Origin of the sequence: Streptomyces sp. NPDC056600, from assembly GCF_042792855.1 — a bacterium.
Classification (GTDB): Bacteria; Actinomycetota; Actinomycetes; order Streptomycetales; family Streptomycetaceae; genus Streptomyces.
Genome location: NZ_JBHTVQ010000012.1, coordinates 94,975 through 120,418 on the forward strand (window position 1 = coordinate 94,975; position 25,444 = coordinate 120,418).

The 25,444-nt window shown below is 73.6% G+C and carries 21 protein-coding genes; 14 read left to right on the top strand and 7 right to left on the bottom strand.

All coding sequences use genetic code 11. The features are described 5' to 3' along the window. Positions 1-16 precede the first annotated feature (16 nt). Positions 17-1,330 carry an MFS transporter gene (locus ACFRAV_RS09300; protein ID WP_382553016.1) on the top strand — a complete coding sequence of 438 codons (1,314 nt, stop codon included), beginning with the start codon at positions 17-19 and terminating at the stop codon, positions 1,328-1,330. A gap of 87 nt (positions 1,331-1,417) precedes the next feature. On the opposite strand, the gene ACFRAV_RS09305 is transcribed toward ACFRAV_RS09300, so the two are convergent. Beyond that, positions 1,418-1,579 (bottom strand): hypothetical protein, encoded by a 162-nt coding sequence (locus ACFRAV_RS09305; protein ID WP_170145095.1) that lies wholly within the window; start codon positions 1,577-1,579, stop codon positions 1,418-1,420. A 215-nt stretch (positions 1,580-1,794) separates the two neighbouring features. Next, entirely contained in the window at positions 1,795-3,537 is a 1,743-nt protein-coding gene (locus tag ACFRAV_RS09310; RefSeq protein WP_382553019.1) for a hypothetical protein, read from the bottom strand. Positions 3,538-4,235: 698 nt separating this feature from the next. Here ACFRAV_RS09310 and mscL point away from each other — a divergent pair. Continuing rightward, positions 4,236-4,727 (top strand): large conductance mechanosensitive channel protein MscL, encoded by a 492-nt coding sequence (gene mscL, locus ACFRAV_RS09315; RefSeq protein WP_351116971.1) that lies wholly within the window; start codon positions 4,236-4,238, stop codon positions 4,725-4,727. Between the two features lie 471 nt (positions 4,728-5,198). Here the strand turns inward: mscL and ACFRAV_RS09320 are convergent, their stop codons facing one another. After that, complete coding sequence (locus ACFRAV_RS09320) at positions 5,199-5,366, bottom strand: hypothetical protein (RefSeq protein ID WP_382553022.1); 168 nt, start codon at positions 5,364-5,366, stop codon at positions 5,199-5,201. Between the two features lie 187 nt (positions 5,367-5,553). On the opposite strand from ACFRAV_RS09320, the gene ACFRAV_RS09325 reads away from it, so the two are divergent. The 8 genes from ACFRAV_RS09325 (at position 5,554) to ACFRAV_RS09360 (ending at position 17,900) form a co-directional block, all read left to right on the top strand. Then, positions 5,554-6,579, top strand: coding sequence for a hypothetical protein (locus tag ACFRAV_RS09325; RefSeq protein ID WP_382553024.1), 1,026 nt, complete (start codon positions 5,554-5,556; stop codon positions 6,577-6,579). A gap of 56 nt (positions 6,580-6,635) precedes the next feature. After that, a complete protein-coding gene (locus tag ACFRAV_RS09330) occupies positions 6,636-9,869 on the top strand; it encodes a DEAD/DEAH box helicase (RefSeq protein WP_382553027.1) in 3,234 nt (1,077 codons plus the stop codon). Continuing rightward, positions 9,866-11,305: a hypothetical protein gene (locus ACFRAV_RS09335; RefSeq protein ID WP_382553029.1), complete on the top strand. Its 1,440-nt coding sequence runs from the start codon at positions 9,866-9,868 to the stop codon at positions 11,303-11,305. Before ACFRAV_RS09330 ends, ACFRAV_RS09335 begins: the two co-directional genes overlap by 4 nt. Positions 11,306-11,403: 98 nt before the next feature. Then, a complete protein-coding gene (locus ACFRAV_RS09340) occupies positions 11,404-12,399 on the top strand; it encodes an endonuclease/exonuclease/phosphatase family protein (RefSeq protein ID WP_382553031.1) in 996 nt (331 codons plus the stop codon). Between the two features lie 456 nt (positions 12,400-12,855). Continuing rightward, positions 12,856-13,629 (top strand): isoprenyl transferase, encoded by a 774-nt coding sequence (locus ACFRAV_RS09345; RefSeq protein WP_382553033.1) that lies wholly within the window; start codon positions 12,856-12,858, stop codon positions 13,627-13,629. Positions 13,630-14,001: 372 nt separating this feature from the next. Beyond that, positions 14,002-15,327 carry a PhoH family protein gene (locus tag ACFRAV_RS09350; RefSeq protein WP_351116959.1) on the top strand — a complete coding sequence of 442 codons (1,326 nt, stop codon included), beginning with the start codon at positions 14,002-14,004 and terminating at the stop codon, positions 15,325-15,327. Between the two features lie 471 nt (positions 15,328-15,798). Further along, positions 15,799-16,497, top strand: coding sequence for a transglycosylase SLT domain-containing protein (locus tag ACFRAV_RS09355; RefSeq protein WP_351116957.1), 699 nt, complete (start codon positions 15,799-15,801; stop codon positions 16,495-16,497). A 164-nt stretch (positions 16,498-16,661) separates the two neighbouring features. Next, positions 16,662-17,900 carry an AI-2E family transporter gene (locus tag ACFRAV_RS09360; protein WP_382553038.1) on the top strand — a complete coding sequence of 413 codons (1,239 nt, stop codon included), beginning with the start codon at positions 16,662-16,664 and terminating at the stop codon, positions 17,898-17,900. 101 nt (positions 17,901-18,001) lie between these two features. On the opposite strand, the gene ACFRAV_RS09365 is transcribed toward ACFRAV_RS09360, so the two are convergent. Both ACFRAV_RS09365 and ACFRAV_RS09370 read right to left on the bottom strand, forming a co-directional pair. Then, positions 18,002-18,538, bottom strand: coding sequence for a carboxymuconolactone decarboxylase family protein (locus tag ACFRAV_RS09365; protein WP_382553041.1), 537 nt, complete (start codon positions 18,536-18,538; stop codon positions 18,002-18,004). Between the two features lie 3 nt (positions 18,539-18,541). Then, positions 18,542-19,096 (bottom strand): peroxiredoxin, encoded by a 555-nt coding sequence (locus tag ACFRAV_RS09370; protein ID WP_382553044.1) that lies wholly within the window; start codon positions 19,094-19,096, stop codon positions 18,542-18,544. A gap of 307 nt (positions 19,097-19,403) precedes the next feature. Between ACFRAV_RS09370 and ACFRAV_RS09375 the strand changes: the two genes are divergently transcribed. From ACFRAV_RS09375 to ACFRAV_RS09385, 3 genes are read left to right on the top strand one after another with little or no spacing between them, the layout of a single operon-like run. Then, a complete protein-coding gene (locus tag ACFRAV_RS09375) occupies positions 19,404-20,675 on the top strand; it encodes a hypothetical protein (RefSeq protein WP_382553046.1) in 1,272 nt (423 codons plus the stop codon). A 48-nt stretch (positions 20,676-20,723) separates the two neighbouring features. Continuing rightward, positions 20,724-21,128, top strand: a complete 405-nt coding sequence (locus ACFRAV_RS09380; RefSeq protein ID WP_382553048.1) for a roadblock/LC7 domain-containing protein — start codon at positions 20,724-20,726, stop codon at positions 21,126-21,128. Between the two features lie 21 nt (positions 21,129-21,149). After that, the gene (locus tag ACFRAV_RS09385) at positions 21,150-21,563 is read left to right on the top strand and encodes a hypothetical protein (protein WP_382553068.1); all 414 of its coding nucleotides are present in this window, start codon (positions 21,150-21,152) and stop codon (positions 21,561-21,563) included. A gap of 28 nt (positions 21,564-21,591) precedes the next feature. Here the strand turns inward: ACFRAV_RS09385 and ACFRAV_RS09390 are convergent, their stop codons facing one another. Next, the gene (locus ACFRAV_RS09390; RefSeq protein WP_382553050.1) at positions 21,592-21,882 is read right to left on the bottom strand and encodes a hypothetical protein; all 291 of its coding nucleotides are present in this window, start codon (positions 21,880-21,882) and stop codon (positions 21,592-21,594) included. Then, entirely contained in the window at positions 21,879-22,844 is a 966-nt protein-coding gene (locus ACFRAV_RS09395; RefSeq protein WP_382553052.1) for an SPFH domain-containing protein, read from the bottom strand. Before ACFRAV_RS09395 ends, ACFRAV_RS09390 begins: the two co-directional genes overlap by 4 nt. A gap of 121 nt (positions 22,845-22,965) precedes the next feature. On the opposite strand from ACFRAV_RS09395, the gene ACFRAV_RS09400 reads away from it, so the two are divergent. After that, entirely contained in the window at positions 22,966-25,383 is a 2,418-nt protein-coding gene (locus ACFRAV_RS09400; protein ID WP_382553053.1) for a transglycosylase domain-containing protein, read from the top strand. Positions 25,384-25,444 lie beyond the last annotated feature (61 nt).

A 25,444-nucleotide genomic window follows, 5' to 3' on the forward strand; every position in this document is an offset into this window, starting at 1 on the left:
GGGACAGCCTCCTCACATGTTCTCCACCCTTCGCGGCCTCCCCGCGACCGTCCGGACCCTCTTCGCGGGCACGATCATCAACCGGATCGGCTGCATGGTCACGCCGTTCCTGGTCTTCTTCCTCGCCTCCCGGGGCATCACCGGCGCCGAGACGTCACTGATCCTCGGCGCGCTCGGCGCGGGCGGCCTGCTGGGCCCGGCCGTCGGCGGGCTGCTCGCCGACCGGATCGGCCGCCGCCCGACCATGCTGATCGGGCTCGTCGGCACCGCGGCCGCGCAGGGCGCGCTCTTCCTGGCGCCGGGCGTCGCCCTCATGGCGACGGCCGCGCTGCTGGTCAGCGCCACCAACGCGATGGTCTCCCCGGCCGTCTACGCGCTGATGGCCGACTCGGTGGAAGGGCCGCACCGGAGGCAGGCGTACGCGCTGTTCGGCTGGGGGATCAACATCGGCACCTCGATCGCCGGCGTGCTCGGCGGATTCCTGGCGGCGCACGGGTACTGGCTGCTGTTCGCCGTCGACGCCGCGTCGATGCTGGCGTACGCCCTGGTGGTGGCGACCCGCCTGCGGGAGACCCGGCCCGCGAAGGGGAAGGGGCACGGGGCGGACGCGACCGGTGTCGTGGCGGCCGAGGCGACGGCGACGGGCGGGCCTGAGGCGGCGGCCGCGGCGGGTGCGGCCGGCGCGGCGGCCACCGGGGCCGGGGCCGGGGTGAAGGGCGCCGGCGGGGCCGGCGTCGGGTACGGCATCGTGGTGCGGGACCGGCTCATGCTGCTGGTGCTGCCGGTGCTGGGCGTCCAGTCCTTCGTGTACGCGCTCACCGAGGCCGCGCTGCCGCTGGCGATCAGCGGGAGCGGGCTGTCCCCCACGGTCTACGGGACGCTCGGGGCGGTCAACGCGGCGCTGGTGGTGCTGCTCCAGCCGCTGGTGACCACCCGGCTCGCCCACCTGCCGCAGCTGTCCGTGCACGCGGCGGGCAGCGTGCTGGTCGCGGTGGGGGTGGCGATGACCGGGCTGGCCGACGGTGTCGCCGGGTACGTCGTCTCGGTGGTGGTCTGGTCGCTGGGCGAGGTGGTGGTGGCCGGCATCAGCGCCACCGTGATCTCGCACCTGGCCCCGCCGCACGCCCGCGGCCGCTACCAGGGCGCCCTGAACTGGACGTGGGGCGTCGCCCGCTTCACCGCGCTGACCGTGGGCGTCCTGCTCTACACGGCGGCCGGTCCGGCGGTGCTGTGGTGGACGGCCCTGGTCGCGGGCGTGACCGCCTCGGCGCTCTCGCTCGGCCTGGCGCGACGCGTCACGGCCCGCACCCGGCACGCGCTGGCCGCCTGAACCGCCGGGGAAGGCGGGAACGAGGGCGGGCCGAGCGGGGGCGGGCGGGGCCGTGAACGCGAGAGCGGGGGCGCCGCGCGGGCGGCGTCAGCGGGTGCGGCGGCCGCCCAGTCCCGCGAGGTGCAGGGCGACGGCTGCGAGGCCGAGCAGGGTGAGGTTGCCGGAGCTGAACACGGCGTTGGTGTCCAGCTCGGTGGCGTTGATCAGGAAGGCGATGACGAACAGCACGGCACCGGCTATCGCGAGCATGGGGGCCACTCCTTGTTCGGTTGTGGGTCGTTGTTGTGTATGCGTCGTCCCGGGCGGGCGGCGGCCCCGCGTCCCTGAAGCCGTGGCCACCGCCCGTGCCTTCCGTCTGCCCCGCTTCCCGGCGCTCAGACTCCCCGTCCGACGCGGCCTCGTTCCGCGGCCTCCCGCCCCAACCGCGGCGGCCCGCGACTCAATTGCCTCGGCCGGTCCGGGGCTCAGTTGGTCCGGGTGTTGGTCAGGTGCGCGCCTATGTACCCGACAATCACCCGGCCCGTGATCCCCTTGGTGTCGTCCAGGAAGTACACGCGCGGCGAGGTGCTCCCCTTGCTGTCGATCTTCAGGTGCGACTGCATCTCCGCCATGCCCGAGGCGTCGACCCCCGCCGGCACCGGGAAGATCCGCTCCTCGCCCCACCTGTTCATGGTCGTCTCCGACTCCACCAGCGCCACCTGCTTGCGCGGCCACTCGCCGCCCGACTGCGGCGAGGAGCAGTACTGGTAGAAACCGCCCTTGAAGCCGTCCTTCGCCGCCCTGGCGTAGGAGTTGAGGGCCCGCAGCCCCTTCCACGCCTTGGCCGCCCAGATGTGGCCGCGCTGCGCGTCGTCGAGCTCCAGGGCCCGCTGGGCGTCCGCCGTGACCAGGACGCCGTCCAGGGAATCCAGGCGCTCCCACACCGTGGCGAACGAGTCGGGGGCGCCGGCCGCCTCCTTGACGACCGTCTCCTCGTACCGGCCCTCCCCGCACAGCCGCTCGCGCAGGACGTACACCTCGGCCCTGGCGGCCTCCTCGCCGTCCATCGCGCGCAGCGCCGTCTCCATGTCCTCCTCGGCCTGGGAGACGGCCCGGTCCCGCTGCTCCTCCAGCGCCGCCAGGCTGCGCGCGGACAGCTCCGCGTCCAGCCGGGCCTGCCGCAACTCCTCGCGGGCCCGATCGAGTTCGGCCCGCAGATCCTCAGCCTCCCCGCGCAGCCGGGCCGCCTCGTCCGGGTCCGTGGACGACGGCGGCGGCGTGTCCGGCGGTGGCGGCAGGACCGGTACGGCGGCACCCCGCCCGATGCCCGGCCGCCCGTGCTCCCGCCCGCCGTGCCGTCGCGCGGTCTCGTCGGGGAAGAGCACCCTCCGCAGCGGGCGGGGCAGCGGCGCCGCGGTGGACAGGCGCTGCACGGCGCGCACCATGCCGAACCAGGCGCGGTCCTCCGCGTCGCACATCCGGGCGGCGGTCAGGAGCCGGTGCCGTGAGGCGTCCTTGCCCCAGGCGGGATCGACGTCGGTCAGGTACGTGCGCACGGCTCCCGGGGCCACCCCGTGGTCCTCGCCTATCGCCTCCCGGAAGGCGTCCACCGCCTCCAGGTCGGCCAGCCGGTACAGCGAGGCGGCTCCCGCGGCCTGCCGGACGATCCGCTCCAGCCGCTCCGACCACAGTCCGTCGACGGGGGGCCGCACCGGATCGGCGGCCACCACGACGGGCAGCCGGCGCTCCGGGTCGCACAGCACGTCCATCAGCGTCTCGACGCCACCGGCCTCCACGCACTGCGCGTCCAGCGTCAGCCGGGCCGACCCGTCCTCCGGCCGCAGCGCCGCCACCAGGTCCCGCACCAGCTTGGGCCGCCCCGCCCGTGGCCGGGCGCCCTCGTCGGGGAACACCTCCAGGCCCACCGACACCGCGGCCATGTCCTCCGAGGCCAGGGCCGTGATGGTGGTGCGCCAGACCGCCTCCTCCCTCTCCTCCCGCAGCTGGAGGCGTATCGCACGTTCGGAGCCGTCGGGGAGACATGCCGTCTGGTTGGTCAGCACCGTGGCCGGGTCCAGCCGGTGCCGGCCGGGTTCCAGTGGCGCGGCGCCGTACCTGCCCAGCAGCCACCGGGCACTGGTACGGCGCACGTCCGCGAAGAGCGTCTCGGCATCGGGAACGGTCAGTACCGTTCTGTGGGCGAGTGGATGGTCGCTGAGGTCCGTCACGGTCGGTACTCCCTCCACGCAGGCGGGGCCGGAACGACCCCGCGCCAATCGCAGAGCTCCTGTCCGGCACCCTGCCGCCCACAGGAGTTCGACGCTTGTTCCGCCAACGAGCGTCGAAATGCGTGAGTTCCAACCGTCCTCCGAACGGGTGACGGTTTTTTCCTTCCGGTCCCGATCCGGGGAGCCGGTCCCGGGATCTGAACAAATTCGTTCCGTTTTCCGGGCATGAACCGCGGAGTCCGGGCAACGAGGAGACCACTGTCGCGGCCGGGTGGCCGGACGGGGTGTGTGCGGAGTTCGAACCGCACGACGGCGACGCCCTGTCCGACCACCCGGCCCGATGGCTTCCGGCCCCCCTCGAAGGCGTGGCCCGTCTCGGCCACCCGGCAGGACGCCGGGTTGTCGGGTGGTCGGTCGAGTGCCGCGACTCCAGGCGCGTGAAGCCGCCGTCCCCCGGTGCACGGCCGGCCCGTGCGCCATGATGCCGGCCCTCGTCGGCGGTTCCGGGGCGCGCACCGGGCGGGCGCAGACCGGCGGGTGTGCGGGTGAGGTGTGCGTTTTCCGTGATTCCGCCGGGCACTTGTCCACGATCGAGTGAACGGATTGCGCCGGGCTGACGCCCGCCCCCTAGGGTTCGATCGTTGTGTTTCTCAACGGCGGCATGCGTGCCGACCGGTTCGGTACGGAAGGGGCCTCGGGTGAGCGAGGAGAAGGTCAGCGTGCTGGAGGGCTTCAAGGCCTTCCTGATGCGGGGCAACGTGATCGACCTGGCCGTGGCGGTCGTGATCGGCACCGCGTTCACGAACATCGTGAACAAGATCGTCGAGGGTGTGATCAACCCCGTCGTCGGCGCCTTCGGCACGATGGATCTCGCGCAGTACAGCGTCTGCATCGAGGGGGACTGCACGAAGAAGGGGCAGGGCGTCGAGATCATGTGGGGTCTGGTGCTCAGCGCCACGCTGACCTTCCTGATCACCGCGGCGGTCGTCTACTTCCTGATGGTCCTGCCCATGTCGCGTGTGCTGGCCCGCCAGGCGGCCCGCCGCAAGGCCAAGGAGGCGCAGGAGCGGCGGGTGGAGGACCCGGTGACCGTCACCGAGCTCGAGGTCCTGCAGGAGATCCGCGACGCGCTGGTCCAGCAGCGTCAGGGCGGCACGACGGCGGGCGGCAACGTCGTCTCCCCCCGCTGAGGCCGGGGGCGTCCCGCCCCACCCCGGCGGGGCGGGACGCCCTGCGCCCCCTCGGCGGTGCGGTGCGCCTGCGCCGCCCGAGCGAGGGCGGGGCGGGGCTCGGCATCGAGGACAGCGCCTCCGGCCGGGTGCTCCCACCAGGCCATGAACGCCTCCGGGGCAGTGACCGCCTCCGAGCCATGACCGCCTCCGAGCCATGACCGCCTCCGGGCAGTGACCGCCCCATGGGCCATGCGCCCTCATGGGCCATGTTGCCTCCAGGCAGTGACGGCCTCCAGGCAGTGACGGCCTCCAGGCAGTGACGGCCTCCAGGCAGTGACGGCCCCCGGGCACCGCCCCCGCCAGCCGGATCCCACCAGGCCGTGACCGCCCCGGACCGCCCCCGGCCGTGACCGCCTTGGTCGTGTCCCCCGGGCGGCAACCGCCCCCGGGCGGCAACCGCCCCCGGCCGCGGGCCCCCGCCCCCGGCGGTCAGGCGCGGGGTGGCCGGTGGCGGAGTCGCAGGCGGGGCGGCCAGGAGCGAGCGGCCGGAGCGGCGCGGGAGATCCTGCCGCGGGCCCCGGCCTCGCGGGCGAGCCGGTACTCCTCCGCCGCCCGCAGCAGTTCCTCGGAGCGGTGCGGATACGGGATGTGGTGCACGGTGCCTCCTTCCTTCGGCCGGCACGCCTCTCGGCGCACAGGCCGCCGGCCACCGGGCGCCCATCGCCCGGTGCCACCGATGCTGTGGCCTCACCCAAGGGCAGGGTCAAGGACGCCGTGACGGAGGCCCGTCCGGTATCCCGGGACCGGCCCCCGCGGCCCCACCCCCCTCACTAAGGTCGTGGTCATGACCAGGACCACCCCGCCCCGCCCGTTGGACGTCGAGGCCGTCTTCCCGGAGCTCGCCGCGTACCGGGGCACCACCACCCGGCTGCACCCCCGCCCCGGCACGCCCACCGTGGCGGACAGCTCGGTGGGCGGCCCGCTGCTGTGGCCGGCGGACGAGGCGTGGCCGGTCTGCACCGAACCGCACGACCGTGGCACCGGGTACCGCACGCAGGACGTCCGCCGTGCCCGCCGGGGCGACGGCGCTTCCTCCGGCCCGCAGGACAGGCGCCGTCTGCTCGACCTGCCCGACGACCACCCGGTCCCGATGATCGCCCTGGCCCAGCTCTACCGCCGGGACGTCCCCGACCTGCGCCCGGGCCCCGAGGGCGCGGACCTGCTCCAGCTCTTCGCCTGCCCCTTCGACGCGCACGGCCGGACCGGTCACGGGACGAAGGTCCACGTGCACTGGCGACGCTCGGCCGAGGCCGCCGGAGCCGAGGTGGCCCACCCCCAGCCGGAGCCCGAGGTCGTCGGCTTCGACGGGTACGTGCCGGAGCCGTGCGTCCTGCATCCCGAGCAGGTCGTCACCTACCCCTTCGCCGGCTGCCTCCCCCAGGAACTGTGCGAACGGCTCGACGCCTGGGAGGACGAACGTGAGGAGGAGGCCGAGGAGCAGACCGTCGAGCGGCCCTGGGCCGACCGCGGACCGGACGGCGACTACGGCGACGAGACGCCCGACATCCCCCGCTACCAGTACGACCTCTCCGTGCCACCCGGATGGCGGGCAGGCGGGTACGCCTCCTGGCACACGACCGACCCGTACCCCATGGGCTGTCAGGTGTGCGCCGCGCCCATGCAGTTGCTGCTCACCGCGGACTCCGGTGAATGGGACGGCACCGTCAGCTGGCGGCCGGTGGAGGACGCCGACCTGCCGCCTCACCCGCACGCGTCGCCCACCCAGGTGGTGTTCGGGCGCTGGGGCGAACTCAACGTCTTCGCCTGTCCTGGCGACCCCGGCCACCCTCACCGCTGGAGCATCCAGTAGAAACGGTCGATGCCGACGCGCCGGGCGCGCCGTTCACCCTGAGGGAGACTGTGCGCATGGTGTGGTTGACGCGGAGCCAGGCGGCGGAGCTGGTGCGGTGTGCAGCGGTTTTCGAACCGGGCGATCCCGCACGCACCGGGCGGGTCGCGTTCCGGCTCCCGGCAGGGTCGCGGCCGCCGCGCATCCCGACGGGGGAGCGGGGGTGGGCCCGGCTGGTGGTGCGGGACGACCGCGGCCGCCTCGTGCTGCGCACCGTCCCGGTGCTGCGGCTCACCGTGGCCGACGCGATCCCCGTGCTCGCCCTCGCCCGCCGCCGTGCCTCCGACGCCGTACCCGCCCCGGCGCCCCGGCCGGCGTCCGCCCCTCCCCGCGCCGCCCTCGTCACCACCGCCGACGACGGGCCCGGCGCCCCGCACCCCGCCACCGCCTTCTGGGGCGGCGTCCTCGCGCTGGCCCTGCGGCTGCTCGCCCGGGAGCGTGCGCTGCCGGGGGTCTCGCCGGGCGGCTACGACACGTGGCGGGCCGGACCGTTCGACGCCGAGGACGTGGAACGCCTGCGTGAACTGGTGGCAGCCGCCCCCGCGGAGGCCGTCGCCGCACCGGACTCCGACGTCACCGCCCTGGTCCGCGGCTTCCTGGACGCCGTCGCCGACACCCTGCCCCGCACCCCGGCCGCGCCCGTCGCCACCGGCCGCGCCGCCTTCGCGGCGACCGAACCGCAGTACGTGCCGCAGTTGCGGGCCTGGGCCGACGAGATCTCCGCCGGTGTCGACTCGGGGGTCCGCGTCTCCCTGCAGATCGAGATCGTCGGCCCGGGAGGCCCGGGAGGCGCCGGAATCACGGGCAGTACGGGCGGCTCCGGCAGTACGGGCGACTCCGGCAGGACGGGCAGCACGCGAAGCACCGACAGCACCCCCGCCCCCGTCGTCGTCCCCGCCGCGCCCACCACCCGCCTCGTCCCCCGCGCCCACAGCCTCGCCGACCCCACCGTCGCCATGGACGCGGACGCCCTGTTCGCCGGCGCCGACCACGCGCTGGGCCCCGCCGCCCAGGTGGACATGGTGCGCGCCCTGCGCCGCGCCGCCGACGTGTGGCCGCCCCTCGACCGCCTGCTGCCGGTGCCCGGCGCCCTGGACCTCACCGCCCGCGAGCTGCGTGAACTCCTCGGCGCCGCCGGCGACCGGCTGGCCGCGCACGGCGTCGAGGTGGTCCGCCCGCCCGGCTCCGAGGCCGGCGCCCTCACCGCACGCGCGGTGGTGGGCTCCGGCCAGGACGGCGGCGCCGACCCCAGGGCGCTGTTCGGCGGCGCACGCGGCGATCACGGCGGTCCCGTGCAGCTGACCTGGCAGCTCTGCCTGGACGACGACCCGCTCACCGAGGAGGAGACCGCCGAGGTCACCGCCGTGGTGGAGGCGGGCGGCTCCGCCGTCCGGCTGCGCGGCCGGTGGCTCCTGATCGGCGACGCGCCCGCCCGCACCGTCCGCGAGAAGGGCGGTCTCAGACCCCTCACCGCGGTCGAGGCGCTGGCCGCCGCGCTGACCGGCGGGACGGAGGTGCGGGGCGCCGAGGTCTCCGTGCTGCCCGACGAACGGCTCGTCGAGATCGCCCGCAGCCTCACCGCGCCCGGCCGGGGCGACGACACCGAGCTGGTCGATCCTCCGGCCGCGCTCACCGCCACCCTCCGCGACTACCAGCTCCGCGGCCTGACCTGGCTGCACCGGCTCACCTCCCTCGGTCTCGGCGGCTGCCTCGCCGACGACATGGGCCTGGGCAAGACCGTCCAGCTGATCGCCCTGCACCTGCTCAGACGCGATCGGGGCGGGGAGGCTGGCGGACCCACCCTGGTGGTCTGTCCCGCCTCTCTGCTCGGCAACTGGGAACGCGAGGTGAAGCGTTTCGCCCCGGGCGTCCCGGTCCGACGGCACCACGGCCCCGGCCGCACCCTGGAGGGCGTCGAGGACGGCTTCGTCCTCACCACCTACGGCACCATGCGCCTCGACGCGGCCCAACTCGCCGCGGTCCACTGGGACCTGGTCGTCGCCGACGAGGCCCAGCACGTGAAGAACGCCTACTCCTCCACCGCCAAGGCGCTGCGCCGCATCGGCGGCGACGCCATCCGGATCGCCCTCACCGGCACCCCCGTGGAGAACAACCTCTCCGAGCTCTGGGCCATCCTCGACCGGACCACTCCCGGACTCCTCGGTGGGCACGCCCGGTTCCGCCGCCGCTGGATCGCCCGCATCGACGCCGAACGCGGCGGGCGCACCGACCGCACTGATCGATCCGACCGCTCCAACAGCACCGATCGCTCCGACGGCACCGATCGCTCCGACGGCACCGCTCGCTCCGACAGCACCGACCGCTCCGGCAGCTCCGACCGTTCCGACCGCCCCGGGACCGCAGCCGCGGCCGCCCGAGCCGCCGCCGGCCCGGGTGAACTGCCCGCCGCCGAGCAACTGGCCGCACTGGTCAGCCCGTTCCTCCTGCGGCGGCGCAAGAGCGACCCCGGCATCGCCCCCGAGCTGCCGCCCAAGACCGAGACCGACCGCCCGGTAGCGCTGACCGCCGAACAGGCCGCGCTGTACCGGGCCCAGGTCGAGCGGGCCATGGCGCGGATCCGTGCCGCGGGCGAACAGGGCAGCGGAGACGGCGCGTTCGCCCGGGCCGGGATGGTGCTGCGGCTGCTCACCTCGCTCAAGCAGATCTGCAACCACCCGGCCCAGTTCCTCAAGGAGGACCCGGCCGAGGCGCGGCTGACCGGCCGCTCCGGCAAGCTGGAACTGCTGGACGAGCTGCTCGGCACCATCCTCGCCGAGGACGGCGCCGCCCTGGTCTTCACCCAGTACGTCACGATGGCCCGCCTCCTGGAACGTCACCTCGCCGCACGTGGCATCCCCGCGCTGCTGCTCCACGGCGGCACCCCGGTCGCCGAACGGGAGCGGCTGGTGCGGCGGTTCCAGGACGGCGAGGCGCCGGTCTTCCTGCTGTCGCTCAAGGCGGCCGGCACCGGCCTCAACCTGACCCGCGCCGACCACGTCGTCCACTACGACCGCTGGTGGAACCCGGCCGTGGAGGCGCAGGCCACCGACCGCGCGCACCGCATCGGGCAGACCCGGCCGGTGCAGGTGCACCGGATGATCGTCGAGGGCACGGTGGAAGACCGCATCGCCGCGCTGCTGGAGGCCAAGAAGGAACTCGCCGACGCCGTCCTCGGCTCCGGGGAGCAGGTGCTCGCCCGGCTGTCCGACGACGAACTGGCCGACCTGGTCGCGCTGAGGAGCACCGAATGAACGACGCCGCAGCACCGTCGGCCGGATCCGCCGGGGAGCGGACCCTGCCCGCGTTCCCCGTCCGCCGCGGCGGGGCCACCCGCGGCCGCACCGCCTGGGCGCGGGCGTGGACGGTGGCTGTGGAGGACGTCTGGCCGGAGGAGGAGCCGCTCCGGCGCGGCCGTGCCTTCGCCCGCTCCGGCCGCCTGGGGCCCGTCACCGTCGCCCCGGGCCGGGTCCGCGCCGAGAGCTACGCGGGGGACGCGGCGTACGCCACGGAGCTCACCGTGCCGGTGCTGGACGACGCCGCGTGGGACCGCTTCTCCGAACACCTCGCCGACCGGCCGGAGTCGGCCGCCGCGCTGCTGGAGGGGACGCTGCCCGCCGAGCTCGCCGGGGAGGCCGGCGAGGCCGGGCTGCCGCTGCTCCCCGGTCACGGCGACCTCGACGCCGACTGCGGCTGCGACGCCCCCGAGCACCCGTGCACCCACGCGCTGGCGCTGGCCGTCCAGACGGCGTGGCTGCTCGACGACGACCCCTGGCTGTTGGCGCTGCTGCGCGGGCGGACCCGTGAAGCGGTGCTCGACGACCTGAAGTCCGAGCTGATGCTGCGGGCCATGACGGAGGTGACGGGGGAGGCCGACGGGACGGCCCCGGACGCCGAGGCCGACGGGACGGCCCCGGAGGAGGAAGAAGAGGACGAGGAAGAGGCGGCCCCGCAGGAGGTGGACGACGAGGCGGAGGAGGACGTCGAGCCCGTCCCCCTCGACCCGCCGGAGCCCGACGGCAGGGTCCCGCGGAGCAACCGCGACGCCTATGCCCGCCCCCCGGCGCCGCTGCCGCCGCTGCCCCCGGTGCCGAAGCGGCAGGCCGGGGCGGAGGAGGAACCGCCGGCCACCGGGATCGAGGCGGACCCACTGGACCGGCTGGTGGCCGACGCGGCGGTACGGGCGCGCGAGCTGCTGGCCCATCTGAACGGCGCGGGCCCCGAGGACCCGCCGCCTCCGCCGGATCCCTGGCAGGACACCGTGCGCCTGGCCGCCACCCACCCGGACCCACGGGCACGGGAGCGGCTGCGGCAGGCGGTGACGGAGCGAGCCGCCGAGCGCGACACCGGGCACGACGTCGACCAACTGGCCGAGGCGTGGCGCACGGCAGGCGCGGCCGGGCTGGACGTGCTGGAACGCCCCTGGACGCCGGCCCCCGCGACGACGGCGCGCGCACGGACCGCGCTGGCCGAGGCGTGGTCACCGGACGAGGAGCCGCGGCTCACCGTGGAGGAGAACCGCTTCACCTTCGGGGGCCGAGGGCTGCAGCTGCGTCTGGGGCGGGACGGGCGCTGGTACGGGTACCGGCGACGCGACGGGGCGTGGTGGCCTTCCGGCGAACCGGCCACCGACCCCGCGGCCGCGACGGCCGAACTACTGGCGGCCGAGGAAATCCCTCCCCAGCCCTGACCACCCCCGAGGTCCCACGCGCCGCCTCCCCGGCCGCCCGTGCACCGGCACCGCCCGCCCCCGGAACCACGCCTCCCCGATCCGCGTCCTGCCCCCACATGGCCCCGACCCCGCACCAGCCCCCGCCCCGGACTCCGGCACGCACCCCGCCCCGGAAGCTCACCCTCCTCGCGCGGCGGCACGCCCCCGCCCTGCTCGCCCTGCTGGTGGCCGCCCTGCTGGCAGGGCACGCCGCGGTGCCCGACGGGGGGCCGCGGCTCGGCAGCCTCGTGGAGACGTTCCTGCCCTGGCTGGGCCTCGCCGTGCCGCCGCTCCTGCTGTTCACCCTCCTGCGCCGCCGGACGCCCGTCGCCCTGTGCGCCGCGCTGCTGCCCGCCCTCACCTGGGCCTGGCTCTTCGGTCCGCACCTGCTGCCGCGCGCCGAGCCCCGCACGGACCTCACCGTCGTCCAGCACAACGTGAACGACGTGAACCCCGACCCCGCGGCCACCGCCCGCGCCGTCGCCGCTCCCCGTCCCGACCTGATCGCCCTCGAGGAGGTGACGCCCGACAGCCTGCCCGTCCTCCGCGCCGTCCTCCGCGAGCGCTACCCCCATCACGCCGTGTCCGGCACGGTCGCCCTCTTCTCCCGCCACCCGCTCGCCGACGTCCGCCCCCTCGACATCCGCCCCGCAGGGGTGGACCCCTCCTGGCAGCGGGCCCTGCGCGCCACCGTCCGCCTGCCCCGCCACGGTGAGCTCGCCGTCCTCGTCGCCCACCTCCCCTCGGTCCGCGTCTCGCCGACCGCCGGGTTCACCTCCGCGCGCCGCGACGAGAGCGCCCGCCTGCTCGCCGCCGCGATCGACGCCGAGCCGCTGCCCCGCGTCCTCCTCCTCGGCGACCTCAACTCCACCCTCGACGACGGCGGGCTCGCCCCCCTGACCGCCCGCCTCGCCACCCCCGTCCACGGCGGCCTCTCCTTCACCTGGCCCGCCGCCTTCCCACTGGCCCGCATCGACCAGGTCCTCGCCCGCGGTCCCCGCAGCCTCCACGTCGCCTCCCTCCCCTCGACCCCCAGCGACCACCTCCCCCTCCTCGCCCGCCTCCGCCTCTGACCGGCGGCCCTCCCCTCGTCAGCCGCGGCGTGTCGGGTTCGCCCGGACGGGGGGACGGGCGTGGCGGGAGGGCCGTGACGGGGAGGGGCTGTGAAACGGGGGTGAGGGGGCAGTGGTGCCTTGGAATGGAATGTGACATCCGCCCCACGGGATGTGAATCGATCACGAACGCGCGAGCAGGGCGATCGATATGCCCGGAATGCGGTACGCGCGGCGTCGCCGGTCGGCTCCGGAGAGTAGTTGTTTGCCGCCAATGTACGCGCCATCCCTTACGAAGGGTTATGGTGGAACTCCCCCCCTCGGGCCGGTCCGTCTCCCCCCCACGGACCGGCCCGTTTTCTTTGCCGCGCCGGGTCCCGGCGTCCGGGCCCCTCGGCCCCGCAGGGGGCGGGCCGGGCGCCGCAGGGGGCGGGGGTACGCTTCCCGGGGGATCCGCACGGAGGGGCTGACAATCACGTGAAGCTGCGCGACAACCTTCGCCGCCTGCTCGTCAGGGTCTACGCACGCCGCGTAGAGGGCCACCTCGACCATGCCCAGGTGCCCAAACACATCGGCGTGATCGTGGACGGAAACCGGCGCTGGGCGAAGGCGGCCGGCGGCACCACCGCCGAGGGTCACCAGGCCGGCGCGGAGAAGATCGAGGAGTTCCTCGGCTGGTGCGCCGAGACCGACGTCGAGGTCGTCACCCTCTGGCTGCTCTCCACGGACAACCTCGACCGCCCGCAGGAGGAGCTCGTCCCGCTGCTCGGCATCATCGAGGGCGTGGTGAACTCCCTCGCCGCCGACGGCCGCTGGCGTCTGCACCACGTGGGCGCCACGGACCGTCTCCCCGACGGGATGCTGCGCACCCTCAAGGAGGCCGAGGAGGCCACCGCCGGCAACACGGGGATACTCGTCAACGTCGCCATCGGCTACGGCGGGCGACAGGAGATCGTGGACGCGGTGCGCTCCGTGCTCCAGGAGGCGTCCGAGCGCGGACGGACCCTGGGCGAGGTCGCCGAGACCCTCGACGTCGACCTCATCGGGCGTCACCTCTACACCGGCGACCAGCCCGACCCGGACCTGGTGATCCGCACCAGCGGCGAGCAGCGCCTGTCCGGCTTCATGCTCTGGCAGACCGCGCACTCCGAGTACTACTTCTGCGAGGTCTTCTGGCCGGCCTTCCGCAAGGTCGACTTCCTGCGCGCGCTGCGCGACTACGCGGCCCGGCACCGCCGGTTCGGCGGCTGAAACTCGACGTCCTCCGGGCCCCTCCGCCGGGGCCGGAATCACGCGCTTTTCCAACTCCCCCTCACCATCGATGAGTTCGCACACTCGCGGGTGGCGTGGGGGAGTTGTCGTACGACGGGGCGGGGCGACGGCATGGCGAGGGCCGTGGGCGGGCATAACCCCTGCAGGTCGACGCCCGAACCACGGGTGTCACACCTCAGCGGGCGGCACAGGGGCCGCCCGTCCGGGAGGCCCTTTGCACCAGCCCGACCGTGCCGCCGAGGCAGTCACGGACGCAGCGGGGGGCCGGTTCTCGGCCCGCGCATCGGCGCCCGAGACCGGTCCACATTCCGTCGTCGCTCCCCGACCTTCCCCGAGGGGGTACGTCCTTCCGTGGTGACCAGCGCACAGCGCCACAAGCCCGACCGGCGCACCTACGTTCTCGACACCAGCGTCCTGCTGGCCGATCCCAACGCCGTCCACCGTTTCGACGAGCACGAAGTCGTGCTCCCCGTCGTGGTGGTGACGGAACTGGAGGCCAAGCGGCACCATCCCGAGCTGGGGTACTTCGCGCGGCAGGCGCTCCGCCTGCTCGACGACCAGCGGGTGCAGCACGGGCGGCTGGACGCGCCCATCCCGATCGGAGACCTGGGAGGCACCCTCAGGGTCGAGCTCAACCACTCGGATCAAAGCGTGCTGCCCTCCGGCTACCGGCTGGGCGACAACGACTCCCGGATCCTCGCGGTGGCCCGGAACCTCCAGGCCGAGGGATTCGACGTCACGGTCGTCTCCAAGGACCTCCCGCTCAGGATCAAGGCGTCGTCGGTCGGGCTCCTCGCCGAGGAGTACCGCGCCGAGCTTGCCATCACGGACTCCTCCGGGTGGACCGGGATGTCCGAACTCACCCTTTCGGCCGAGCAGGTGGACCTGCTCTTCGAGGAGGGGGTGGTGCACGTCCCCGAGGCGGTCGACCTCCCGGTCCACACCGGCCTGAGGGTCACCTCGGAGCGGGGCAAGGCGCTCGGCCGGGTGACCGCCGACGGCGACGTGCGCCTGGTGCGCGGGGACCGCGAGGCGTTCGGGGTGAAGGGCCGCAGCGCCGAGCAGCGGATCGCCCTCGACCTGCTGCTGGACCCGGAGATCGGGATCGTCTCGATGGGCGGCCGGGCCGGCACCGGCAAGTCCGCGCTGGCGCTGTGCGCCGGCCTGGAGGCGGTGCTGGAGCGGCGTCAGCACAAGAAGATCATGGTCTTCCGGCCGCTGTACGCGGTGGGCGGGCAGGACCTCGGCTACCTGCCGGGATCCGAGAGCGAGAAGATGAACCCCTGGGCGCAGGCGGTCTTCGACACGCTCTCCTCGGTCACCGGCCGCGAGGTGATCGAGGAGGTCACCTCGCGCGGGATGCTGGAGGTCCTGCCGCTCACGCACATCCGCGGCCGTTCCCTGCACGACGCGTTCGTGATCGTCGACGAGGCGCAGTCGCTGGAGCGGAACGTGCTCCTGACCGTGCTCTCCCGGATCGGCGCCAACTCGCGGGTGGTGCTCACCCACGACGTCGCCCAGCGGGACAACCTCAGGGTGGGCCGCTACGACGGAGTCGTCGCCGTGGTCGAGCGCCTGAAGGGCCATCCGCTCTTCGCCCACGTGACCCTCAACCGGTCCGAAAGGTCCCAGATCGCCGCGCTGGTCACGGAGATGCTCGAGGAGAGCGCGATGTGACGGTCCGGAAAAGATGGATATCGGGTGATGCGCGAGAAATGCACATGGTCATCCGGTAATCCGGACACTCCTCCGATCACCGCCAACTGAGCGGCACAGCAGGGAAGTCGAGCGCCGTTCGGCAAAGGCACGAAAGCCTAGCCGGGCGGCGTTCGCACGTCCTCCGGATCGGTGAAATTCCCCTGTGCGTGGGCCATGTGAGCTTTCACACGGCACTGGGAATTGCCTTGCGGTGTCCGTTACGGCAGAGTCTCCCTTCTGTCAGGCCCCGCATGCGGCTCATCGGTACCCCCAGCGGTACCGCCCCCCATGAGCATCAAGGCCAACTGCATAGCGCAGCCGCATGCCGCCCGAGCTGTACACGGCGCTCCCGCAAGGGAGTCGCCCACCGGGCCCGCGCCTCCGTGACCCGCTGTTGGGAGGCCAGCGCCAGGGGCACGAACGCGTCCGCCAGGGTCACCGATGCGGGCGATGCTGGAAGGAAATCGTGTGAGCCGGATCTCGGTCCGGGGATTCGCGGTGGCTTCGGCCACGGCGGTCACCGCAGTCGGAAGCGTGGTCGGCGTCGCGACGGGCAGCACCGCCCAGCCGAACGACGCACAGGCAGCCGCCGAGGGCGCCACGCTGCTCCTCGCGGACATCCCGGCCGGCCAGCAGGCCGACGTCCAGGTCGCGCACCTGGAGGCCCAGGCCGACGCACAGGCGATCGCCGCCGACTACGAGGCCCGCAAGGGCGCCGAGGCGGAGGCCCGCGTGGCGGCGGCCAAGCAGGCCGTCGCCAAGAAGGCGGCCGCCGAGCGCGAGGCCGAGCAGAAGAAGGCCGACCGCGCCGCCCGCGAGAAGGCCGACGCCGCCGACTTCGCGGTGCAGTCCTCCTACACGACGGCCCAGGTCCAGGCGATGGCCCGCCAGATGGTCGCCGCCGACCAGTGGCAGTGCTTCAGCAACATCGTCTCCCACGAGTCGGGCTGGAACTACAAGGCGGTCAACGCGTCCTCCGGCGCCTACGGTCTCTTCCAGGCGCTTCCGGCCTCGAAGCTGGCCACGGCGGGCGCCGACTGGCAGACCAACCCGGCCACCCAGATCAAGTGGGGCCTGAACTACATGGAGTCCCGCTACGGCAGCCCCTGCGGCGCCTGGGACTTCTGGCAGGCCAACCACTGGTACTGACCGGACCCGTACCGCGGTGACCCGGGGGCTTCGCTCCCGGGTCACCGCGCGTTCGTGTGGCAGCCCTTCACCGTCCTACGGTGGGGGGCTGCGGCCATGTACGGTCGTCCACATCAAGCTGACACGCCCGGAGTGACGGGGAGAGACGGGGGCAGAGGACGACCATGGCGCGACTTCCTGACTGGGCGGGCCGGCTCGGCGCCGGACTCAACGCCGCGGGCAAGCGGTGGGAGGAGCGGCGGGCCGAGGTCCGCCGCGACGAGGGCAACGAGTCCGAGCACGAGCCGATCGTCGTGCAGCAGGTCGTGGTGCGGCCCGACCCGGCCCAGGTGGTGCCGTGGGGCCTGCGCGTGGCCGCCGAGGCCGGCTGGCGGCTGCTCGTCCTGGCCGGCACCGTCTGGGTGCTGATGCGGGTGATCAGCTCCGTCCGGCTGATCGTGCTCTCCTTCGCCGGCGCCCTGCTGGTCACCGCGCTGCTCCAGCCGCTCGCCGCCCGCCTGATCCGCAACGGGCTGCCGCGCGGCGCCGCCACCGCGCTCACCGCCGTGTTCGGCTTCGCGGTGCTGGGCCTGATGGGCTGGTTCGTGACCTGGCAGATCATGGAGAACGCCGACAACCTCTCCCAGCAGGTCCAGGGCGGCATCGACGACCTGCGGCGGTGGCTGCTCAACTCCCCGTTCCACGTGACCGAGGACCAGATCAACGGCATCGCGGAGAACCTCCGCGAGGCGGTCGGCTCCAACACCGAGTCCCTCACCTCGGCCGGCCTCGAGGGCGTCACGGTGGTCGTCGAGGCGCTCACCATGCTGCTGCTGATGATCTTCTGCACGCTGTTCCTGCTGCACGACGGCCGGAAGATCTGGGGCTGGACGCTGAAGCTGGTCCCGGCGGCGGCCCGTTCGGGCGTCGCGGGCGCCGGCCCGATGGCCTGGCGGACGCTCACCGCCTACGTGCGGGGCACCGTGGTGGTGGCGCTGATCGACGCCGTCTTCATCGGCCTGGGCATCTACTTCCTCGACGTGCCGATGGCGGTGCCGCTGGCCGTCGTCATCTTCCTCTTCGCCTTCATCCCGCTGGTCGGCGCCTTCGTCTCCGGGGCGCTGGCGGTGCTGGTCGCCCTGGTGACCCAGGGCGTGTTCGTCGCGGTGATGACGCTGCTGGTGGTGCTGGCGGTGCAGCAGATCGAGGGCCACATCCTTCAGCCGTTCATCCTCGGCCGCGCGGTGCGGGTGCATCCGCTGGCCGTGGTGCTCTCCGTGTCCGCCGGCGGCATGATCGCCGGCATCGGCGGCGCGGTGGTGGCCGTCCCGCTGGTCGCCGTGCTGAACACGGTCGTCTCGTACCTGCACCGGCACGCCCACCGGGCGAGCGGACCGTCCGCCGGGTCGACGGTGGCTCCCTGACCGGGGACTACGGCAGGGCCTGACGGCTGGGAACGGGTGAGGGGTGGGTGCCGTGCGGCGTCCACCCCTCACGCATGTGTCCCGCCCGCGCGGGGGAGGCGTCAGGAGGACGACATCACGGCCTCGGCGTCGAGCGTGACGGCCACCGCCTGGAGGACCGCCGCGATCTTGGTCGCTTCCTGCACCACCTCGCGGGAGACCCCCGCCTCGCGGAGCTTGTGCTCGTGCGAGTCCAGGCACGCGCCGCAGGCGTTCACCGCGGACACCGCGAACGCCCACAGCTCGAAGTCCGCCCGGTCCACGCCGGGGTCGCCGAGGACGTTCATCCGCAGCCCGGCGCGCAGCGAGCCGTACTCCGGATCGGAGAGCAGGTGCCGGGTGCGGTAGAAGACGTTGTTCATGGCCATGATGGCCGCGGCCGTCTTCGCCGCCCGGTAGGCCTCCGGCTTCAGGTTCTCCCGCGCCTCCGGCTCCAGCTCACGCAGCACGAGCGGTGAGCGCGAGGCGATGGCGCAGGCCAGCACCGTCCCCCACAACGCCTGGGCGGGCAGCAGCGAGTTGCCGATCACCGTGCCCAGGTTGAGCCGCAGGTCCTTGGCGTAGTCCGGTATGGCCGACTTCAGTTCCGCGAGCGCCATCGGTCACACACCCGCCAGCAGGGCGTCCGCGTCAAGGGTGGCCTCGCCCTTGTTCCAGTTGCAGGGGCAGAGCTCGTCGGTCTGCAGGGCGTCCAGCACGCGGAGCACCTCCTGCGGATTCCGGCCCACGGAGCCGGCGGTCACCATCGTGAACTGGATGTCGTTGTGGGGGTCGACGACGAAGACCGCCCGCTGCGCGTACCCGTCCTCGTCCTCGATGCCGAGCGCCCGCATCAGCTCGTGCCGGGGGTCGGCGAGCAGCGGGAAGGGCAGTTCGCGCAGGTCGGGGTGGTCCTTGCGCCAGGCGTGGTGGACGAACTCCGAGTCGCCGGAGAAGCCGAGCACCACGGCGTCGCGGTCGGTGAACTCCTCGTTCAGCCGGGCGAAGGCGGCGATCTCGGTCGGGCAGACGAAGGTGAAGTCCTTCGGGTAGGAGAAGACGACCTTCCACTGACCCTCGTAGGTCTTGTGGTCGATCCGCTGGAACTCCCTGCCCTTCTCCAGCGAGACGCAGGCGGTGAGTTCGAATTCAGGGAACTTGTCACCGACAGTGAGCACGGGCTCTCCCTTGCGCGGGGGTGGACGTTCCCCGTGATCGTGGCACAGACGGGGGCGTTTCCGGAAATAGGCCAACTCACGGATTTCGGGGCGCCGGTGTGCCGTGGGGGTGGTGTGAAGTTTCCGGTCCTCGATCGGTCGGATGAGCGAAGCATGACGGGTCTCGACTGGCGTGAGCGGTCATCTCGCGTCACCTGGCGACAGCTTCGGTCGCATGCGGCCGGTACGCGCCGGGCCGCTGTAGACATTGCCCCCTCAGGGCGACGTGTCAGGCAGATGTGCGACGGCGGATCGGGTCGGGGGTGTGATGACGGGCGTTCTGGACGGGGTGCTGGACGGCGGCGCGCGCGGATCGCTCGACCGGGCCGGCTACGAGCGGCTCTCCCGGTCCCTCGCGGGGTGCGGACGCGAGGAGTTCACCGGGGAGCTGCGGGTGCAGGGCAGGCCCGGCGGCAGCTTCCACCTGCGCGGCGGACTGGTCGTCGGGGTGGAGAGCCCCGGTGCGCCCGGCCCGGAGGCGCTGCTGCTGCGGTCCGGCCGGATCACCGGCGAGCGCTGGACGGAGCTGGTGCGCAGCTCCGGCGGACGGCGCTGGCCGGAGGACGAGCTCGTCGCGGACGGATGCGTGGGGGCGGCCCAGCTGCGGGTGGTCTGCATGCTGGCGCTGCAGGACGCGGCGTTCGCGATGGTGGCGGGGCGGGTGGAGGAGTGCGAGCGGTACGCCCGTGGGGAGGGCGCGGCGGAGCCGGTGGCTCCGGTGGGGGTGGGGGAGACGGCCGGCCGGCTGCTCCAGGAGGCGGTGCGCAAGCTGACCGCCCTGGACGGCATGGCCTGTCCGGTCCGCCCCGAACGCGAGACCCCGGCGGTGACGGCCGGGGTCGAGGCGGCCCTGCGCGAACGGCTCCTCACCCCGCTGCGTCGTGAGGTCCTGGCCGCCGCCGACGGCCGCAGCACCGCGCGGGACCTGGCCTTCCGGCTGGGCCGCGGGGTCTTCGTGGTCACCGTGGAGGTGGCCCGCCTCCTCGAGGAACGCCTCCTGCACTGCCCCGGCGGCCCGGCCCCGGTCCGCGTCGGGCCCCTCCCCGGCCTGGGCGTCCTGCCCCGCGTCCAGTTGCCGCCCACGGGTGCCGCCCCGGTCGCGCCCGCGGGCGTCGCCCCGGCGCCGTCCGCGGGTGTCGCTCCGGTCCCGTCCACGGACCTCGCCCCGGTCGCGGCTTCGGGCCCGGGCCCCGGCGGATCCCCCACGGCCGCCGGTGCGACGGGCGACGCGAGGCAGCCCGGTCCGGGCGGCGAGGGCACGGCCGGGCCACCGTGGGCCCCGGGACCGGTGGGCGGCGGCGGCGGGACCCCGGGGGAGGGCGACGGGGACGGCGGCGGGCCCGGGTGGCAGGGCGTGGTGACGCTGGCGCCGGTCACCGAGCCGTCGGGGGTGCGCGCCCGGGCGGACCCCGCGGCCCCGTCCCAGGGGCTGCCGCGGCGCAGGCCCGGGGCCAGCGGGATCACCGAGGCCATGGGCCGCGGCGCCCGCGGGACGGGCTGGAAGGGGTTCTTCCGCATGGGTGACGAACCCCCGCGATGACGAGACGCGAGACGACGACCACCGGCAACGGGGACAAGGGGAGCGGGCATGGACCACGAGGCGTTGGCCAGGGAGATGCAGGACCTGCGCCGGCAGGTGACCGGCATCACCGACACGGCGGTGGCCGCCGCCGACGGACTGCTGATCGCGGCGGACACCGCCGCGTCGATCGAGCCGGAGGGCCTCGCCGCCCTCGCGGCCGCGGGCCTCGGCCTCGCCCGCCGCACCACCGACGCCACCGACCGCGGCGTGCTCCGCCGCACGGTGACCTACGGCAGCCACGGCTGCGCGGCCTTCTACGCCGTGGGGGACACGGCCCTGATGGTCGTGCTCGGGGACGAGGGGGTGGACGTCGACCGCCTGAACGCGGCGGTGCTGCCCGCCGTCGACCGGATCGAGTCGATCCTCACCGGCACCACCCGCACCAGCCATTCCACCAGCGCGAGGATGTGACGGAACAGCATGACCACCAGAATGACGGCAGGCTTCTCGGACCAGGTGATGGGCCTGGTCAAGACCCTGCGCAACGAGGCACCCGAATGCGTCGCGTCCGGCGTCGTCGACATGGCGACCGGCATGCTGCTGGCCTACGAGACCATCGACAACCACCCGCCGGAGGTCCTGGACCTGCTGGCCGGCGCCACCCTGGACCTCTTCCAGGGCCGCACCGTGGTGATGATCGAGGACATCTTCAAGGAGCGCCGCGGAGTCCAGAGCGACAACCACTTCTTCCAGGAGATCCTGGTCAACAGCGACAACCTCACCCATCTGTTCGTGAGGATGACCGAGCAGCAGGACGTGGTCGCCGTCGTCGTCTGCCGCAAGGCGGTCAACGTCGGCATGCTCTTCGCCCAGACCCGCCGCGTCGTGCGCGAGCACGGCCTCTGACCGCCGCCCCGGACGGCGGCGGCCGCGGTCACTCCCCGCGCGGCCGCCCCCGCCGGGGCATCGGTCCGGCGCCCTTCGGCAGCCGGCCCGCCTCCGCCAGCGCGCGGCGCAGCAGGAACTCGATCTGTGCGTTGGCGGACCGCAGCTCCTCGCCCGCCCACCGCGCCAGCGCGTCGTGCACCAGCGGGTCGAGCCGCAGCAGGACCTGCTTGCGCTCGGCGGTCCGCCGGCGCCGCGCCGGAGGCCGGTCCCCGGAGCCGGACTCCTCGGGGGCGGCTCCGGGCGGCTCCGGCGGACGCTCGTCGTCGCCTTCGCTCACTGGTACAGGGTCCCCGTGTTGAGCACCGGCTGCACGGAGCCGTGGCCGCACAGGACGACCATCAGGTTGGAGACCATCGCGGCCTTGCGCTCCTCGTCGAGCTCCACGATGTCCTGCTCGGCGATCCGGGCGAGCGCCGACTCGACCATGCCGACCGCGCCGTCGACGATCTGCCGCCGGGCCGCGACCACCGCGCCGGCCTGCTGCCGCTGGAGCATCGCGGAGGCGATCTCCGGCGCGTAGGCGAGGTGCGTGAAGCGGGACTCGATGATCTGGACGCCCGCCGCCTCGACCCGCGCGTGCAGCTCCAGGGCCAGCTTCTCGGTGATCTCCTCGGCGTTGCCGCGCAGCGAGAGCTCGTTCTCGCCGTGCGCGTCGTAGGGGTACTCGATCGCGATGTGCCGGACGGCCGCCTCGGTCTGCGTGGAGACGAACTCCAGGAAGTCGTCCACCTCGAACCGGGCCTGCGCGGTGTCCTCGACCCGCCAGACGACCACGGCGGCGAGCTCGATCGGGTTGCCGTAGGCGTCGTTGACCTTGAGGACGGCGGTCTCGTGGTTGCGCACCCGGGTGGAGATCCGGGAGCGGGTGGTGAGCGGGTTCACCCAGCGCAGGCCGTCCTCACGGACCGTGCCGCGGTAGCGGCCGAAGAGCTGGACGACCCGCGCCTCGCCGGGGGCGACCATGTTCAGCCCGGCCATCGCGGCCAGCGAGAGCAGGGCCAGCAGCAGCGCGACCACGATCAGCGCGGCCTGGGCGCCGCCGGAGGCGCTCTCGGCGCCCAGGTAGCCCAGGCCGGCCGCGACCAGCACGCCGAGCAGACCCAGCAGCAGCGCCAGGCCGCCGCCGAGCGAGCGGGCCGGGAACTCCCGGACGCCGGGCCGGGGCATGTCGGGCACGTCGACCGAGCCGAACGACGGCGAGGCGGGAGGAGGAGTGCCGTGACCGGCGGGATCGGACATGGGAGCCCCCGTTTCGTGAATGCGTCGCCGAACGGCGACGGCTGATGTTCTATCTAAGTGATATCACTTTTTCACCGTCGGGAAACCCTCCCCGGCCCCGCCGGGGCAACCGTTCGGCCACATGGGACGTCAGGAACGGTGGAAGTTGAAAGATTCGGGTGCTGATTCTCACGTCCCCAAAAGACCGGATCGACACCCCTTTGTCACAGGGTGCGGGGTACCTTTCGGGACTGGCCGTGCCACCGGGGACCGCCGGGGCCAGGACGACGAACGACGCGAAGCGGGGCGAAAGAGGACCATGGGGCGAGCTGATCTACGACGTGCGCGCCGACCACGGGGCATACGCAGGTTCTTCACCTGGCGGAAGCTGCTCGGCACGTTCCTCGGCGTCTGCCTGCTCGGCATCGGCTCCCTGATAGCCCTGTACCTGCTGGTGGACGTCCCGGACGAGGGCAACGCCCTGGCGGAGAGCCAGAGCAACGTCTACCGCTACAGCAACGGCAAGGTCCTCGCCCAGCGCGGCGAGGTCAACCGGGACGTCGTCGACATCGACGTGGTGCCCGAGCCGGTCCAGCACGCCTTCGTCGCCGCCGAGAACAAGACCTTCTACAAGGACCCCGGCGTCGACATCAAGGGCACCCTGCGCGGTCTGCTGAACACCGCGCAGGGCAAGGGCAAGCAGGGCGGCTCGACGATCACCCAGCAGTACGTGAAGAACTACTACCTCACGCAGGACCAGACCGTCACCCGCAAGATGCGGGAGGTCGTCATCGCGCTGAAGGTGGACCGGCAGATGAGCAAGGACGAGATCCTCGCCGGGTACCTCAACACCAGCTACTACGGCCGCGGCGCCTACGGCATCCAGGCCGCCGCCCAGGCCTACTACCGCGTCGACGCCAAGGACCTCACCGTCCGGCAGGGCGCCTACCTCGCCGCGCTGCTGCAGGCGCCCAACCAGTACGACTGGGCGATCGCCTCCAAGACCGGCAAGCGGCTCGCCGAGGACCGCTGGAACTACACGCTCGACAACATGGTCGAGATGAAGTGGCTCGGCGCCTCCGACCGCGCGGGCATGAAGTTCCCGGTGCCCAAGGAGCCGCGCCCCGCGGCCGGCCTCCAGGGCCAGTCCGGCTACCTGGTGCAGCTGGCCAACAAGGAGCTCCAGCGGCAGCTGATGGCGACCGAGGGCATCTCCGCCGCCGAGGCCGAGGCCAAGGTCGAGGGCCAGGGCTGGGACGTCACGCTCAACGTCGACCCCAAGAAGCAGCAGGCGCTGGAGAAGGCCGTCAAGCGGCAGCTCACCGGCAAGCTGGACCCCAAGGAGCGCAAGGTCGACGCCGCCGTCCAGGCCGGCGCGGTCTCCGTGGACCCGAGGACCGGACGGATCGTGGCGCTCTACGGCGGCCAGGACTACCTGGAGCACTACTTCAGCAACGCCACCCGCACCGACTACCAGCCCGCGTCGACCTTCAAGCCGATGATCTTCGCGGCGGCGCTGGAGCGGGGCGCGACCACCCAGGACGCCCAGCAGATCACCGCCAACACGATCTACGACGGCACCAGCAAGCGGCCCGTCGTCGGCAGCGACATCGCCTTCGCGCCGCCGAACGAGGACGACGTCGACTACGGCGACATCCCCGTGCAGACCGCGATGAACAAGTCGGTCAACTCCGTGTTCGCCCAGATGGGCGTGGACGTCGGCATGGACGAGGTGCTGGAGACCGCCGGCCGGGTGGGCATGAACACCGAGAAGCTCAAGCCGCTGCCCGCGTACACGCTGGGCTCCATGGGCGCGAGCCCGCTGGAGATGGCCGGGGCCTACGCGACGCTCGCCCGCCACGGCCTGGAGGTCACCCCGACCCTGGTCAAGAAGGCGGAGCAGGGCGGCACCACGGTGGAGATGCCCGACGCCGTCGGCGAGCGGGTCCTCACCCGCAACACCGCCGACACCGTCACCTCGGTCCTGACCGGCGTGGTCGACGACGGCACCGCCCGCACCTCGGTGCGGGACAACCCGGCGCGCGCCGGCCAGCAGGTGGCGGGCAAGACGGGCACCTCCGACGGCAACCGGTCGGCCTGGTTCGTCGGCTACACCCCGGACCTGGTCACTTCGGTCGGCCTGTTCGGCGAGGACCCGAAGACCAACGAGCACACGTCGCTCAGCGGGGCCACCGGACTCATCCCGGGCAAGGGACGGATCAACGGCGGCGGCTACCCGGCGCAGATCTGGGCCGACTACACCTTCGGCGTGACCGACGGCTCCGCGCGGTTCGACCTGCGCACCGACCAGGGCGCGGCGGTCGCCCCCACGCCGACCGCGACGCCCTCGCCCACCCCGAGCGAGACGCCGACCGAGACCCCGTCCCCGACCCCGAGCGAGACGGTCACCGAGACGCCGACCGAGACGCCCACCACGGAGCAGCCCTCCGAGCCGGGCCGGCCGACCGACGACGAGACGACGGCCGACCCCCGCCCGGGCCGTCCGACGGACGACGCGGAGGCCCCGGCCGCGGAGGGCGACCTCGGCTTCCTGCGGTAGTGCTCCGGCACGCTCCGGCACGACGAGAACGGCCCCGCCGCGGACAGCGGCGGGGCCGTTC

Excerpts from the sequence above, each read along its gene's own strand:
- ACFRAV_RS09300 (WP_382553016.1), top strand. The coding sequence starts at position 17 with ATGTTCTCCACCCTTCGCGGCCTCCCCGCGACCGTCCGGACCCTCTTC.
- ACFRAV_RS09305 (WP_170145095.1), bottom strand. The coding sequence starts at position 1,579 with ATGCTCGCGATAGCCGGTGCCGTGCTGTTCGTCATCGCCTTCCTGATC.
- ACFRAV_RS09325 (WP_382553024.1), top strand. The coding sequence starts at position 5,554 with ATGACCAGGACCACCCCGCCCCGCCCGTTGGACGTCGAGGCCGTCTTC.
- ACFRAV_RS09330 (WP_382553027.1), top strand. The coding sequence starts at position 6,636 with ATGGTGTGGTTGACGCGGAGCCAGGCGGCGGAGCTGGTGCGGTGTGCA.
- ACFRAV_RS09335 (WP_382553029.1), top strand. The coding sequence starts at position 9,866 with ATGAACGACGCCGCAGCACCGTCGGCCGGATCCGCCGGGGAGCGGACC.
- ACFRAV_RS09340 (WP_382553031.1), top strand. The coding sequence starts at position 11,404 with ATGGCCCCGACCCCGCACCAGCCCCCGCCCCGGACTCCGGCACGCACC.
- ACFRAV_RS09355 (WP_351116957.1), top strand. The coding sequence starts at position 15,799 with ATGCTGGAAGGAAATCGTGTGAGCCGGATCTCGGTCCGGGGATTCGCG.
- ACFRAV_RS09360 (WP_382553038.1), top strand. The coding sequence starts at position 16,662 with ATGGCGCGACTTCCTGACTGGGCGGGCCGGCTCGGCGCCGGACTCAAC.
- ACFRAV_RS09365 (WP_382553041.1), bottom strand. The coding sequence starts at position 18,538 with ATGGCGCTCGCGGAACTGAAGTCGGCCATACCGGACTACGCCAAGGAC.
- ACFRAV_RS09375 (WP_382553046.1), top strand. The coding sequence starts at position 19,404 with ATGACGGGCGTTCTGGACGGGGTGCTGGACGGCGGCGCGCGCGGATCG.
- ACFRAV_RS09380 (WP_382553048.1), top strand. The coding sequence starts at position 20,724 with ATGGACCACGAGGCGTTGGCCAGGGAGATGCAGGACCTGCGCCGGCAG.
- ACFRAV_RS09385 (WP_382553068.1), top strand. The coding sequence starts at position 21,150 with ATGACGGCAGGCTTCTCGGACCAGGTGATGGGCCTGGTCAAGACCCTG.
- ACFRAV_RS09395 (WP_382553052.1), bottom strand. The coding sequence starts at position 22,844 with ATGTCCGATCCCGCCGGTCACGGCACTCCTCCTCCCGCCTCGCCGTCG.
- ACFRAV_RS09400 (WP_382553053.1), top strand. The coding sequence starts at position 22,966 with ATGGGACGTCAGGAACGGTGGAAGTTGAAAGATTCGGGTGCTGATTCT.